The 14,299-nt window shown below is 50.9% G+C and carries 13 protein-coding genes; 10 read left to right on the top strand and 3 right to left on the bottom strand.

The window, feature by feature from the left end; genetic code table 11:
• Positions 1 to 21: 21 nt before the first annotated feature.
• On the bottom strand, positions 22 to 1,521 hold the full coding sequence (locus ACJJI7_RS04710) for a TolC family outer membrane protein (protein ID WP_020414299.1): 1,500 nt from the start codon (positions 1,519 to 1,521) through the stop codon (positions 22 to 24).
• A 356-nt stretch (positions 1,522 to 1,877) separates the two neighbouring features.
• On the opposite strand from ACJJI7_RS04710, the gene ACJJI7_RS04705 reads away from it, so the two are divergent.
• Genes ACJJI7_RS04705 through ACJJI7_RS04690 form a run of 4 tightly spaced genes read left to right on the top strand, consistent with a single transcriptional unit; the run spans position 1,878 to position 6,165 of the window.
• Positions 1,878 to 2,528 carry a paraquat-inducible protein A gene (locus ACJJI7_RS04705; protein WP_020414300.1) on the top strand — a complete coding sequence of 217 codons (651 nt, stop codon included), beginning with the start codon at positions 1,878 to 1,880 and terminating at the stop codon, positions 2,526 to 2,528.
• Positions 2,525 to 3,211: a paraquat-inducible protein A gene (locus ACJJI7_RS04700; protein ID WP_282952274.1), complete on the top strand. Its 687-nt coding sequence runs from the start codon at positions 2,525 to 2,527 to the stop codon at positions 3,209 to 3,211. Before ACJJI7_RS04705 ends, ACJJI7_RS04700 begins: the two co-directional genes overlap by 4 nt.
• Entirely contained in the window at positions 3,204 to 5,591 is a 2,388-nt protein-coding gene (locus ACJJI7_RS04695; protein WP_444902539.1) for a PqiB family protein, read from the top strand. Before ACJJI7_RS04700 ends, ACJJI7_RS04695 begins: the two co-directional genes overlap by 8 nt.
• 22 nt (positions 5,592 to 5,613) lie before the next feature.
• Positions 5,614 to 6,165 (top strand): DUF4136 domain-containing protein, encoded by a 552-nt coding sequence (locus tag ACJJI7_RS04690; RefSeq protein ID WP_444902540.1) that lies wholly within the window; start codon positions 5,614 to 5,616, stop codon positions 6,163 to 6,165.
• 64 nt (positions 6,166 to 6,229) lie between these two features.
• On the opposite strand, the gene ACJJI7_RS04685 is transcribed toward ACJJI7_RS04690, so the two are convergent.
• Positions 6,230 to 7,285, bottom strand: coding sequence for a glycosyltransferase (locus tag ACJJI7_RS04685; RefSeq protein WP_353375556.1), 1,056 nt, complete (start codon positions 7,283 to 7,285; stop codon positions 6,230 to 6,232).
• Between the two features lie 39 nt (positions 7,286 to 7,324).
• Positions 7,325 to 8,365, bottom strand: a complete 1,041-nt coding sequence (locus ACJJI7_RS04680) for a glycosyltransferase family protein (protein ID WP_020414305.1) — start codon at positions 8,363 to 8,365, stop codon at positions 7,325 to 7,327.
• A 157-nt stretch (positions 8,366 to 8,522) separates the two neighbouring features.
• On the opposite strand from ACJJI7_RS04680, the gene ACJJI7_RS04675 reads away from it, so the two are divergent.
• The 6 genes from ACJJI7_RS04675 (at position 8,523) to parE (ending at position 14,234) form a co-directional block, all read left to right on the top strand.
• Positions 8,523 to 9,185, top strand: coding sequence for an NUDIX domain-containing protein (locus ACJJI7_RS04675; RefSeq protein WP_020414306.1), 663 nt, complete (start codon positions 8,523 to 8,525; stop codon positions 9,183 to 9,185).
• An 87-nt stretch (positions 9,186 to 9,272) separates the two neighbouring features.
• Positions 9,273 to 9,794, top strand: coding sequence for a DUF1249 domain-containing protein (locus ACJJI7_RS04670; protein WP_020414307.1), 522 nt, complete (start codon positions 9,273 to 9,275; stop codon positions 9,792 to 9,794).
• 41 nt (positions 9,795 to 9,835) lie between these two features.
• Entirely contained in the window at positions 9,836 to 10,660 is an 825-nt protein-coding gene (cpdA, locus tag ACJJI7_RS04665) for a 3',5'-cyclic-AMP phosphodiesterase (protein ID WP_245556712.1), read from the top strand.
• Positions 10,661 to 10,958: 298 nt separating this feature from the next.
• The gene (locus ACJJI7_RS04660; RefSeq protein WP_444902541.1) at positions 10,959 to 11,636 is read left to right on the top strand and encodes a hypothetical protein; all 678 of its coding nucleotides are present in this window, start codon (positions 10,959 to 10,961) and stop codon (positions 11,634 to 11,636) included.
• A gap of 163 nt (positions 11,637 to 11,799) precedes the next feature.
• Positions 11,800 to 12,336: a YqiA/YcfP family alpha/beta fold hydrolase gene (locus tag ACJJI7_RS04655; RefSeq protein ID WP_020414311.1), complete on the top strand. Its 537-nt coding sequence runs from the start codon at positions 11,800 to 11,802 to the stop codon at positions 12,334 to 12,336.
• An 11-nt stretch (positions 12,337 to 12,347) separates the two neighbouring features.
• On the top strand, positions 12,348 to 14,234 hold the full coding sequence (gene parE / locus ACJJI7_RS04650) for a DNA topoisomerase IV subunit B (RefSeq protein ID WP_020414312.1): 1,887 nt from the start codon (positions 12,348 to 12,350) through the stop codon (positions 14,232 to 14,234).
• Positions 14,235 to 14,299 lie beyond the last annotated feature (65 nt).

The following is a 14,299-nucleotide window of genomic DNA, read 5'->3' as shown; positions in this document are numbered from 1 at the left end:
ATTTCTTTGGAGTCGAGTTAGCTACTTGGAACCGCTTGGGCCGGCTTCCGCTACCCGGTGAACATTGTTGGCCGGGTTCAACATAACATCCAATTCTTGTAGATCCTGTGGTGAAAGGAGACCCGCTACCTGCTTAAGGCTTAAGGTGTTGATGATGTAGTCGTAGAGGGCGTTGGCATATTCGGTTTGATTTGAATAAAGGGTGTTTTGCGCTAAAAGCACATCTACGATATTACGCGTACCCACCTCGTAGCCGGCTTGAGTGGCATCCAATGCACTCTTTGCGGAGACCACAGCCTGTTGTCGGGCTGCCACACGGGATACATCTGTTACCACTGCACGATGTAGGGTGCGGGTGTTTTGGATAGTATTGCGTTCAGCCAGGTTGCGCAGGTCTTGTGCTTGAAAGGATAAGTTACGCGCTTCACGTCGATTGGCGCTCAAAAGGCCACCAGTATAAATCGGTATATTCAGTGTGACTGCGGCTACAGAATCACGGTCGTCCAAGTCCCTGGGAAACTCAGTATCTGATTGGCGAGTCTCGTCTCTGAATCTCACACGTTCAGTGCCGTTTGAGGTGAGCTTGTTATAGGAGAGGGAGCCGGTAAGAGTGGGCAGGTGCTCACTGGCGGCAGAACGGGCATTGTAGCGGGCCGCCTCGGCATTCAGTCGTGCAGCTTTCAAGTCGAAGTTATTGGCCAAAGCGAAGTCGACCCAGTCTGCACGTTCAGCCGGCACTGGAGGTGCGACTTGGAAGGTATCTACGAGAGGAGCAACCTCATCGTGATAGCTACCGGTGAGGATTGATAGGGCATCGAAGTTACTGAGCAGCTCGTCTTGAGCGGTTAAGCGGCGGGCTACAGAGCTGTCGAAGGCCGCCTGGGAATCATACACATCAGTAATTGCGGTTAGGCCCACTTCGAATCGCTGCTGAGTTTGCTCCAACTGCTTGGCTAGGGCTTTCTCCTCGGCCACTGCGGATTCCAGGATGTCATAGGCGCGTAGTACATCGAAATAGGCTGTGGCGACTCGAAGCATCATTTCTTGCTGATTGGCACTAAATTCTGCAGTAGCAACTTTGGTTAATCTTTTACCCCGTTGGTAATCAAACCAAGCAGGGGCGTCAAAAATTGCTTGGGTCAGTGTGGCATTGTACACCCTATTTTGATAGGTCCCGGTTGATCTTCGGTTAAAGTCAACTAGATCACCATCAACGGGGCCATCTTCAAGAATTTGTGCCCCGTTTGAGATGTTAAATTCATGGACTCTGGAGGCCTCGAATCTGGCATTTACCTGCGGCAATAGCGGTGCTCGCAGTTGGTTCTTTGCCTCAATACCTGCATGGTAGGTGGCTCGATCGGCGGCAAGTTGCTGATCGTTATCTAGCGCCTGAGTATAAATATCCCACAGGGTGTCGGCCTGGGCCTGCATGGCACCGAATCCGAGTAGGGCGGCGGCGAGTAGTTTCTTCAGTGGACGCAACTGGCGGCCTCGCGGCTCTGTGCGGTTACTTCTTTTCATCTGTTTCAACTTCCTGTGGCGGGTGCGGTCTTCAAGCTTCTAAAAAGTATCTGGAGCGGCACTCGAGTTCTGGGTACTCGGTGGATTCCTTTGGCTCGCAAAGTTAGGTTGTGCTGCCAGTCTCCCCAATCAGCAGTCGCGAGAGTGTACCCGCGGCCAGCCTGAGCGTCGAGGCGACGCTTTCGGCTTTTTGGTATATCTTCGTTAAACCGACGCGAATGTGCGTTTACCGGTAACTGCCTGGCAATGTCAGGGCAGCATTGAATAGGGCAATGGCCCTATATTGCAATAGACGCGCCATCGAAGCATTTGGATGCGGCAAAAATTGTGCAGGATAAGGCAAGGACCTCTCGCACATGGAACAGCTGCGTGATGATAAACAGATACGTTGGCAGCATGCTTGCCATGAGTGCGATCTATTGCTGACTGGCGGGTTGGCACCGCCCGGTCAAAAGCTGACTTGCCCACGCTGTGGTTGCACTCTGCATCGCAATGCCAATCACAGCGTCTACTACACCATTGCTTTAAGCTTGACTGGGCTACTGCTATTTATTCCCTCAGCGAGTCTCCCGCTCCTTAAATTCTCGTTATTCTCTTTTGGTGCCGAGAATACCCTGATGAATGGTGTTTATTCATTATTTAAAGCTGGCTATATCTGGTTGGCGTCACTGGTCTTATTCTGCAGTGTGCTGGCTCCTTTGGGAAAATTTCTGCTGCTGTTATTTGTTTGTTGCGGCAGTTTTTTGGGGCTGCTGGATCGCTGGGTTTCTATTGCGGTGCGCTGGTACCAACATATCAAAGAGTGGGGGATGCTGGATGTATATATGCTCGGCATTCTTGTAGCGCTGATTAAATTAAGGGATCTGGGGAAAATGGATGTGGAACCGGGGCTGTATTGCTTTGGCGCCATGATGCTGGTTGCGAATCTCTCTTCACTCAGTTTTGACCAGAATGCCATTTGGCACCGGCTGGCACTTCGGCGTGCTCAGCGGGAGAAACTGACATGAGTTCGAAATTCCCTCGCAAAGGGATTCATGAGGGCCTGACAAGCTGTCTCAGCTGCCATCAATTAATTATTTTGCCAATTACGGGTGGGCACTGCCGATGCCCTCGCTGTGGTGGGCGGGTGCACAGGCGTATTTTGGGGAGTTTGATGCTTACCTGGGCACTAACAATTACCGGGGCCCTATTATTGTTACCAGCAAATATTCTCCCGATTATGACGGTGGTTTACCTCGGTGCCGGCGACCCAACCACCATAATTAGTGGCGTTATGCAGCTATATAACAGCGGGATGTGGGGAATTGCGCTTATTGTCTTTGTGGCAAGTATTGCTGTGCCAGTAATGAAGTTGTTGGGCTTGGCTTTATTGCTGGTTCAGATGCAACTGCGCCTAACGTTTGTGCCTTCCCAGGCAATGAAAATCTATCGGGTAGTTGCCGGTATTGGGCGATGGTCTCTTCTGGATCTTTTTATGATTTCCATTTTGGTGGCATTAGTCGATATGGGATTTATTGCTCAGGTGGTGGCGGGTCCTGGCAGCACCGCTTTCGCCTCTGTGGTAATCGTTACTATGTTGGCTGCACGTTCTTTTGATCCCCGACTTATTTGGGATGCTTATGATGGTGACTTATACAGTAAGGATGTAGCACCGGAGACGGCACATCGGGGTGCCGCAGAAAATGGCTGATAATTTGCCCCCTGAAAATAGTGGTGTTGAAGGGGCACGTTTAAACGGTGGGGCCCAGCGGGGGGTGGTGCGCGCGAGTAAGGGATTACCGTTGGTTTGGATTCTGCCTTTGGTGGCGGGGCTGATCGCAGTTTGGCTGCTATACCAGGACGTGGCCGAGGGAGATGTAAAGGCGAGCATCCTGTTTCACTCTGGCGATGGCTTGGTGAAGGGGAAGACCGTCGTGAAGTATTCCGGTGTAGATATCGGCCTTGTGCAGGATGTACGCCTGGTACCCAATGCTAAGGAGTTGAATGGTGCTGATGGAGTGTTGGCGGAGGTCAGCCTCAATCGCAGTGCAGAGTATCTGCTAGTTGAAGGGACTGAATTCTGGGTAGTGAAACCGGAGCTTTCCATCACAGGTATCAGTGGTTTAGAGACATTACTATCAGGTAACTATATTGCAGTTGAATCTGGCAGCGGCAAACGCAAGCGCGAATTTGTTGCGCTGGACCAGCCCCCGGCATTTATTCGCGGAGATGGCCTGCGCGTGGTGCTCAAATCCCGCCGCTTGGGCTCATTGAGCCGTGGCTCTCCTGTTTATTACCGCCAGTTAAGGGTGGGCCAGGTAGCGGATTACAGCCTTGAAGAGGATGGTAATGAAGTCAGTATCGAGCTGTTTATTCGCCGTGAATATGCCTATCTAATTCACCGGGGCAGCCGTTTTTGGAACAGTTCAGGTATTTCAATTGAAGGTGGCATCAGCGGAATTAGCATTAATTTGGAATCTCTTGCCGCCTTGTTTGCCGGCGGTGTCAGCTTTTATACCCCGGAATCTCAGCGTCAATCCCCCTTAGCCGTAAATGGCACAGAATTTAAATTATATAAAAATTTTGCTGCTGCAGATGCAGGGATTTCTGTCACTTTAAATTTTGATCGCGGTGTAGATGTTACGCCTGGCAGCACCAAAGTGTATTACCAGGGGATTCAAGTAGGTGAAGTCAGCAGGGCAAAAGCTAACAAGCGTATGGATGGCATAGAAGTCAAAGTGTTGATGGACCCAGTAACTGATGACCTCCTCAGTGAAAATACTCGTTTCTGGCTAGCCCCCCCCACATTTGACTTTACTGGCGGCCTTAACAAGCTGATTCAGGGCAATCGCATCGAAGTAGATCTTCGCCGGGGAAACCGATCCCAGCGTATTTTTACGGCACGTGCCTCGGCACCGCCAAGAGATCCCCGCGTACCCGGTTTACACCTGCGTCTCACCACACGCAACCCAGGTTCACTTCAACGAGGAGCTCCTGTGTACTTCCGGCGTATCGAAGTGGGTAAGGTGCAGGGAATGGAGCTGCGTAGAGATGGTGAGGGGGTTGAAGTGTACGTGGTAATTGAGCCGCGCTATGCGCACTTGGTACACCAGGGTACTCGTTTTTGGAATGTCAGCGGTCTGCGCGCCAGTGCCAGTCTTAGTGAGGGGATTGAAGTACAGGCGGACTCCTTGATGTCATTGTTGCGTGGGGGCGTTGCTTTTGGCATCCGGCGTGAGGATCGTGCGAAATCAGCACCAGTGCAAAATGGTGATCAATTTCCTCTGTACAGCAGTCGTGAGGATGCACTTGAAGAAGGGATTGAAATACGAATCAACCTTCCCAGTGCGGAAGGGCTGAAAGTTGGGGCCCCTCTGCGCTATAAAGGTGTGCAAATTGGGGAAATTACTCGGTTACGTCTTGGCGCAGGCCTCGGAGAGGTCCATGCCCGTGCCAAGCTTTATCACCGTGGTGCAAGCTTTGCCCGTGCAGGCACACGTATTTGGGTGGTGTCGCCACAGATAGGCATAAGTAAAGTTGCCCACCTGGATACATTGATAACCGGGCGCTATTTGGCTTTAGAGCCGGGCCTGGGGCCCATGCAAACGGAGTTTTATGCAGAGCTGCAAGCGCCTAAAGAGGATCTTGCCGATACCATGAGCCGACCGGGGTTAGCTGTGATACTGGATGCCGCGAGGCGCGGCTCTCTGGTAGCTGGGAGTCCCGTTTATTACCGGCAGGTCCAGGTGGGTGAGGTTACAGGTTTTTCCCTGGGAGAATTGGCTGACCGAGTTTACATCTATGTGCATATCGAGCCGCAGTATCAACCATTAGTGCGTGAGCACACTGTGTTTTGGAATGCCAGTGGTGTAGAGGTGAATTTTGGTTTGAGGAGCGGTCTTAATGTCAATACAGAATCCGCTCAAGCCTTGATAAAAGGGGGGGTTGCCTTTGCGACGCCGGAAGCGCCCTTCATGGGTTTCGAGGTGGAGAGCGGCAGTCACTATCCTTTGTACCCAAAAGCTGAACCTGAATGGTATAAGTGGAGTCCCAAAATAGAACTCTATGATTTTTCTGAACCGGTTAAATAAGTATGAAAGTTAAGGAGTATTTATGCGTTACATAATGACGGGTCTGGTGACATTGCTATTAATGGCAGGATGCCAGGAGATGCAGGTGGAGCGAGTAAATACAGGAGCCCAGCCGGTGGCTTTTTCCACCTACAAATGGGGAGTAACGCCGCTCGGGGATGCGCCCGATGCGCCGGCGCAATTGGTGGAGTTGGATGAAGAAATGCGTGGCACAGTCGCGGCGCAGTTGCAGCAAAGAGGTTATCGTCAGGTGGGGCAGGACCAGGAAGCCGATATGGTGGTCGACTACCAGGTTGCCGTTGTTGATGAGTTTTTTTCCGGGGATACTAGGGACCCCAGTTGGGATAAACAGTTTGACAGTAATGCGCCCCAAGAGGTTGTAGAGTTACCGCCGCTTACTGATGCCCCTCTGGTGATTATGAGTGTGGGGATTGGTCGCCCAGGGGGGGAAATTATTTGGGGTGGAAGTGCCAGTGAACTACTGACTCGCCCAGATAGCATTGAGCAGCGCCAGCGTCTCATTGTCCGGGGTGTGAGCGCCTTATTGAAGGATTTACCGGAGGCTTATCAGTAGCAGGTGCCAAAATTTTGGCCTGATGTGAAAAAAGCCACCATAAATTGGTGGCTTTTTTTGTTCATTAAGGGCGCCCTCGGTGCATTAGTTTATCGTAGAGCTCAATATAGGAGTCCACGATAAACTTTTTCGAATAGCCATTTGCATAGACCTCCGACGCATTTTCAATCAGGCTCTGGCGCAACTCAGGGTTGTCCAGTACTGATTTAATGGCTTTAGCTAGTGCGTCTGCATCATCGATCGGAGTGATTAGGCCGCTCTTACCGTCAGTAATTACCTCACCCGGCCCCTGGGAGTTGGTTGCTACTATTGGGCAGCGGTGCGCCCAGGACTCCATTACGATCGAGCCCAATCCCTCGTGGCGTGATGGGCACACAAATAGATCGGCAGTGCGCATCAGGGTGGTGACATCGTTGCGCCAGCCCAGAAAGCGTACCCGCTGATCCAGGCCAAGCCTGTGACACAGGGCCTTTAATTTGGCCTCCTCTGGCCCAGCACCTGCTAGCCACAGTGTCGCATTGGGAATCTGTGCCAGGGAGTGCAGCAGAACATCGAACCCTTTATTGATATGCAGACGTCCGGCAGCGAGAATCAGGGGTTTGTCTTCCGGAGTATTAAAACTGTTGCGTGGTAGAGGTTCTACAGGAGTCTCGTCGGCAAAGTTGGGGATATGAAAAATGCGGTCTTTGGGGATACCGCCATCAATCATATGCTGGCAGATGCCTTTACTGATACCGATCCAGTAATCTGCATGGCGGTAGTACTTAAGATTGTAGTAGTGCCCTAGGCGACTAACCAGTAAGTAGTTTTTTGAATTGGGGGTGATAATCGTGGCGCGCCCCATCCAGGTCATCACAATATCGGGCTGCCAGTTGCCCAAGGCCTCCCGGTAAATTCTGCGGCCGAGAAAATCCAGCTTGCCACCAAACTTGAAGCCTTCAGTTTCAACGCCATTGTTACGCAGTGCCTGTACGCGATGGTCGTGGTTACGAATAAATGCCTTCTCGTTAATTTCCCCTCTTGGGTTTAATCCACTTACCAGGCGTACAAAAAAATTTTCCGCACCACCGTGTTCGGCGCCGGCGAGGACTTGTGCCACTCGAATTGGCTTGTTACTCATAAATCCAACATATTAAGTGTGATTGGTTTGGCAGTGCCGTTATTTCAGGGTGCCATCCAGGTTGATATCGCGTGCCCAGGCATAGTCATGGCTAAATGGCTGCAAGCTTGTGGCTTCGACAATATACTGCGCATAGAGCTTGGAGTTCATTTCCGTATGGAAAAATTCCCGGGCCTTTGCTGCCCAGGCACGGCGTTTGGCATCATCATTTTGAAACTCTCGGATTTTTTCCAGTAGATCTTGCTCTTCTGAAAAATAAACGATGCTCTCTGGCGGTAGTAACTCATCAAAGTGCAATTTGTCACTGGTGAACTGCAGTATGCCGTTACCGGCAAGTTGTGCCATGCGTGCGGATGAATACCAGTAGTGGGTATCCTGACGATTAAAGTTCAGCCCCATTTTAGTTTGGGAGAGTGCACGATCGTAATCTCTTCCCCAGACCGGCGGCTCACCAAAACTGCCATAGGTTTTAAAATTCAATGAGTCCCCCAAGGCATCCTTGAGGTTCTTAACCATCTGCAGGCGCTTGGTAAAATTGTTGCTGTTACTGCAAAACAATAAGTCGATGGGCAGATCTGTGCGCTCAGCATTATTAAGGTTTTCGATCGATGTCTCTACTGGGTTTGGCATGTGGTAAACCCGAGCGCCGAAGCCTTCAAAAATTTTCAGTTCGCGGCGCCCAGTGGACACGAAAACTGCATCGGCGATTTCCGCGCGGTATTTAATTCGCTCCACATTACTGGGGACAAACAGAGGGTCATTATTACAGTGCGCAATCATGCAGTTGGGCTGCTGCTTTTTAATTTCCCTCAGGGTATCGTTACCGATCATGTCGCAATGGCCTGCGATCACCAAGTCCGGTTCAAATGCTTCTACGGTTTCTAACAAACGGCGGTTGGCTTTGCTCACACCCAGGTCGCGGATGCCAAACGGGGCCTCAAATGCGGCTACATCCCGATCGCTGAATACTTGGGTGTTGTGATCATTTTTGATCAGGCCAAAAGTCAATTTCTGCGCCCAGCTGACCCGTGTCTTGCCGTAGCGACGCAGTTGCTGATAGGCGATATTGAGCACTCTCATAGTGGCGCACTCTCTAAAATCCAGGGAGATAATTCGTATGGCCGCTTGGTTCAGAGGCTGTTACGGTGGGCGCAGAGTATAACAGCTGGCTCGGGTCCATATAGCCCTGTACTACCCAGAGTGCGAAAGACCTGTATCGCAAAGAGGAAGGCGAACAATGCCAAGAAAAAGTAGTCAAAACGATTTGTATCCTGAGTTTTCTGCGGATTCTGTGGAAATCCTTTCCAAGGAAACAGTGTTCAAGGGATTTTTCACCATGTTGCGCTTGAGGCTACGCCACCGGCTATTTCGCGGCGGTTGGAGCAGCACATTTCAACGCGAGGTGTTTGTCCGTGGGCCTGCTGTCGGAGTACTACTTTATGATCCAGAACGGGACCTTGTAGCATTAACTGAACAGTTTCGCGCGGGTGCTCTAGAGCGTTCAGCTGGGCCCTGGTGTCTGGAGGTGGTCGCCGGAATGGTTGAGGAGGGAGAAGATCTGCGGGATGTGGCCCAACGCGAGGTGCAGGAAGAGGCTGGTTTGAAAGTGCAGGAATTGCACTTTATCCACAGCTATATGCCCAGTGTAGGGGGCAGTTCAGAGCGATTACACCTTTACTGTGGGCTAGTGGACTTGAGTTCTGCAGAGGGGTACTTTGGCCTGGAAGATGAGAATGAAGATATACACCTAAGGGTGTTTACCCGGGATCTGATTCTTAGGACTTTGGGTGGGGACTATGCTCCAGGGGAGAACCCTATCGATAATGCACCCACTATCATTTGCATGCAGTGGCTGGAGTTAAACCGGGAAAAACTAGTAAAGATGACGTTAACTGCCTGACCGGTCATTATGCCTTGCACTCTGTTACCTGCTGTAAGGGCAAACTGAGATCTGAGTCACGGCGGCAATAGAATCGGAGTGTTGATAATGGCTGTACTGGGCGAGGCACAGGCGCGACAGCGCAAACGGCAACAATTGTCGCCAAATGGCAATGAAAGTGCAGTGTATAGAGTCGATCTGCCGTCATATCATGCCGACTGCGATGCAAACTACCTGCGTCTGATCAAATTGCTGCCACAGCTTTCAGAGAGGGAGTTGTGGCGCTATCAATTGCCCGGAGGCACTCTGATACTGGGAGTGAAGGCGCGATCTAGGTACACGACGGAAGTGTCCCTGAGCGCGGAGGTAAGCCTCAGTAAGTGCCGCTGGCTGGAACCCCCGGACTTAACTGTACGTCTTTATCACGATGCGTGCATGGCGGAGGTAATCACAGCCAATGGTCGCGGGCCGGTGGGTGGTAAAGGAGTTGATACCGCTTACCCGAATCCCCGTATGCAACGCGCAGATGAGAGACCTCAGGCGAACCGTTATCTCGGCGAATGGCTTGAGTACTGTCTCGCAAATGGTCGCGCAGAATTTGATCTGGTGCTGGATGGCCGGAGATTTTGATTCTGCAGTAGAGCACATGGATGTGAACACAAGGTGAGCAAGTGATTCGCGAACACAATAAGTCGAAGTCTCCCCCTGGGGCGACATCGCACCGTTTGATCCAGATCACAGATCCACATATCGGCAGCAGGCCCGATTATCAATTGCTGGGTCTGGATACCGGCCACACACTCGACGAGGTTTTGGCGACAGTTATCGCCAAACAACCCCGTGCTCAAGCCCTGGTTGCCACCGGTGATATCAGTGCGAACGGCTCGGAGGCCTCCTATTGTCGCTTTTTGCAAAAAATTCGCACCATTCCTATTCCCTGGTACTGGCTTCCCGGCAATCATGATGTGAGTGCACGTATGCGGCAGTTGGCTCCCAATCGGAGCACGGATTTGATCGCACTGGGTAATTGGCGATTATTACTGCTGGATACCAGTGTGGAGGGCCAGATATGTGGTGGACTGGGTGAGGCACAACTGGAACGCCTTCAACTGCTACTATGGGAAACTCGAGAGCATCCGGTGATGATTATGATGCACCACCAGCCTGTTCCTGTGGGCAGTAAATGGATTGATGGCCATATGCTTCGTGCGGGGCGTGACCAACTTTTACAGATGGTGGATCAAGCACCTCAAGTTAAAGCCTTGGTGTGGGGCCATGTACACCAGCAATTTGACAGCAACCGAGGACAGATCGGCTTGCACGCAACGCCGTCTACTTCGGTACAGTTCACCCCTGGCAGCGGCCCTTTCGCGGTAGATGACGAAATGCCTGGCTATCGTTGGTTTGAGCTGCACAATGATGGCACCTACACCACTGGCGTGGAGCGCGTGGCCATCTCTAAATATTATGTGGATCTTGCCTCTTCAGGTTATTGATTTGCATCAACCCGATACCAATTAGCTGTAGCGGGTTGCCTGTCTTCTGTCTCTTGATTGTTGAATAGTACAAAACCATTCTTAACGAACTAACTACTATCTTTCCTCCCCGGTCGCCGTACAATGAAATTCCCTGGATTGGGCGCAAGTCCAATCATTGGTATAGGGATTGATCGGCGAAAATCAGAGCTATACAAGTGTGACGCTGCAATGAGCAGCCTAAAAAGTGTGGTAATTGATCGCTGTGTTCGAGCTCCATTCGCCGGGTTGATAACATCGGGAAGTCAGGAGTTTAGAAATGCAAAAATTATTACTTAGCTCAATGTTGGGTACAGCATTAATAGTTACAGCCTGTACCCAGCAACCAATACAGGTTACATCTGCTGAAGGTAGCTCTGTTCAGGTACAGCAGGATGGTTTGGAGCCTCGTCCCAGCCATTTGGATGAGGTATCAGCAGCTTTTGCTTTGGATCTCAGTGGCGCCAAGGTTTATGTCGGCTCTGTACAAATTGAATACAGCAAGCGTTTTTCCACTTTGCCACGCAGTAATTATCGCGAGAAGGACTATGAGCTGGACCAACGGGATCTGCAGCGCCTTAATAACCTGTTGGCACAAACTTTCTCGGATAAGTTTCTTAGTGCGCGCAATGGTGTGCTGGTTTCTGAGCAGTCAGAGGCCGATTACACCCTGGCAATGTCACTGGAAAAATTTTCAGTGGCTGCTCCATTGGACCCCTCACCCTGGGCGTGGCGTGTGTACACTGAACAGAGTGCCTATGGTGTACTGGTAGGAACTCTCTACGACCGCGATGGCAATGCGGTGATGCGCTTTCGCGACCGGCGGGATATTGGAGAAAACTTTGGTACGAACGGGCCGGGGGGGCGGCTTGAGCGCTTTACAAGCGTAACTTTTTGGTCTGATATGCGTGTAGATATGCGCCGGGCCTTTGCCAGCCTCGATAAGGCTCTACTGTAGATAATGTGAAATATTCGGCGGGTAGGTATGGAGCTTACGCTCCCACAGGCTCTCAAGGGCGCTATAATCCCCGCCTATGCAAACACAAGACTCCAAGGGAAGGCCGCTGCTGATTTACTTGCACGGCTTTCTATCGTCCCCGCAATCTTTTAAGTGTCAGTTGATGCGCGAACAGCTCGGTGCTGATCATCCGAGCATTATTTTCTGTGCGCCACAAATCTCTCCTTATCCGGCAATTGCACAGCAATCCCTGGTTAGCTTATTAAAGGGTTTCCTGAAGTCTGCTGATTGTGGCCCTATTGGGTTGGTGGGAAGTTCTATGGGAGGGTTTTGGTGCACCTATCTGGGAGAGCGCTTTAACCTGCCAGCAGCACTTATCAACCCTGCAGTACGACCGTCCCGCTTTATGCCCGCCTATATTGGGCAGGTATTACGGCCTTATAGTGGTGAACAGCGAGACTATCGCCTTGGTAGGGGGGACGTAGATACTTTGGAGCATTTGGAAGCTGAGCTGCCCAGCCCTTTGAGCAGTCGCTATTGGCTTTTAGCCCAGCGAGGTGATGAAACACTCGATTACCGTGATGCAGAGGACTTTTATCGGGGCCAGCGTCAAACTATCGAAGACGGTGGTGATCACAGCTTTCAGGGGTTCGCACGATATTGCGATCCTATAGTTGAATTTTTATTTAATCAGCAGTAATTAATTAAATTATGGCCAATTATTCCGCCGAAGATATTGAGGTTCTCACAGGGCTGGATCCGGTGCGCAAACGCCCCGGTATGTATACAGATACTACCCGCCCCAACCACTTGGCCCAAGAAGTCATCGATAATAGTGTCGATGAAGCCCTCGCAGGTCATGCCAATAAAATCGAAATCGTCTTACACAAAGACCAATCGATCTCTGTTAGTGATAACGGGCGTGGCATGCCCGTGGATATTCACCCCGAGCAGGGGCGTCCAGGTGTTGAAGTAATTTTGTCCACCTTGCATGCTGGAGGTAAGTTTTCCAATAAAAACTACCAGTTTTCTGGCGGTTTGCATGGTGTGGGTGTGTCCGTGGTCAACGCCCTGTCGAAGGTGCTTGAAGTGACTATCCAGCGGGATGGTAAGGTACATCGAATCGGTTTCAAGGATGGAGAAAAAGCCTCTGATCTTGAAGTGGTCGGTGACTGCCCCAAGCGTACTACCGGAACCAGCGTTCGTTTTTTGCCAGACCCGCAGTATTTTGATTCCGCAAAATTTTCCGTGGTGCGCCTACGCCACCTGCTACGTGCCAAAGCTGTGCTCTGTCCTGGGCTCACCGTTACCTTTATCAATGAGCAGGACGGGGAGTCGGACGAATGGTACTACGAAGATGGACTAAAAGATTATCTTGCTGCGGCTAACCAAGGATGGGAAATTCTGCCTGCAGAACCTTTTGTCGGTAGTTTTGCTGCATCTACAGAAGCTGCAGACTGGGCAGTACAGTGGTTACCTGAAGGTGGAGAAATTACTGCAGAGTCCTATGTAAACCTGATTCCCACCGCTCAGGGTGGCACTCATGTGAATGGGCTGCGAGCAGGTTTACTGGATGCCATGCGGGAGTATTGTGAAATCCGCAACTTGTTACCTCGCGGTATTAAGTTGGGGCCTGAGGATATTTGGGGCCAATGTTCCTACGTACTTTCTGCCAAGCTGGCTGACCCTCAGTTTTCAGGTCAGACCAAAGAGCGGCTGTCCTCTCGCGAAGCTACTGCGTTTATCTCCGGTGTGGCTAAGGATGCCTTTAGCCTATGGTTGAACCAGCACACGGAAGAGGGCGATAAACTCGCTGAAGTATGCATCAGCAATGCGCAAAAACGTATGCGCTCCGCCAAAAAAGTTGCACGTAAAAAAGTAACCCAGGGACCTGCACTGCCCGGCAAATTAGCAGACTGCTCCAGTGCCGATACCTCCCGCAGTGAACTCTTCCTGGTCGAGGGGGACTCTGCGGGTGGCTCCGCCAAGCAGGCTCGTGACCGTGAGTTTCAGGCTATCATGCCCTTGCGCGGAAAAATTCTGAATACTTGGGAGGTTGATTCAGCAGAAATCCTGGGCAGCCAAGAAGTGCATGATATTGCTGTAGCCTTGGGAGTAGATCCCGGTAGCGATAACCTTGAAGGTTTGCGCTATAACAAAATTTGTATTCTTGCAGATGCCGATTCAGATGGATTACATATTGCTACTCTGCTTTGTGCCCTATTCCTGAGACACTTCCGCCCGCTTGTGACCAATGGCCATGTGTATGTAGCAATGCCGCCATTATTTCGTATCGATATTGGCAAAGATGTCTATTACGCGCTGGATGAATCAGAAAAACAGGGCATTCTCGATCGAATCAGTGCAGAGAAGAAAAAGGGCAAGATCCAGGTTACTCGCTTTAAAGGCCTAGGTGAAATGAATCCTATGCAGCTGCGTGAAACCACAATGGATCCCAATACCCGTCGCCTGGTACAGCTTTATATAGATGCCGGTGATGACAGCAATCAGTTGTTGGATATGTTACTTGCCAAAAAGCGTGCGGGTGATCGCAAGCAGTGGCTGGAGAGTAAAGGGAACCTTGCCGAGGTCGGTTAATGTAAATTGTAGGGAAAGTTTATAAATTTATAGGAATATTCTATAAAGTTTTTAGGAGAAAGCTA

The sequence above is a fragment of the Microbulbifer variabilis genome, from assembly GCF_056232115.1.
This window is presented reverse-complemented; position numbering and strand designations above follow the sequence as displayed.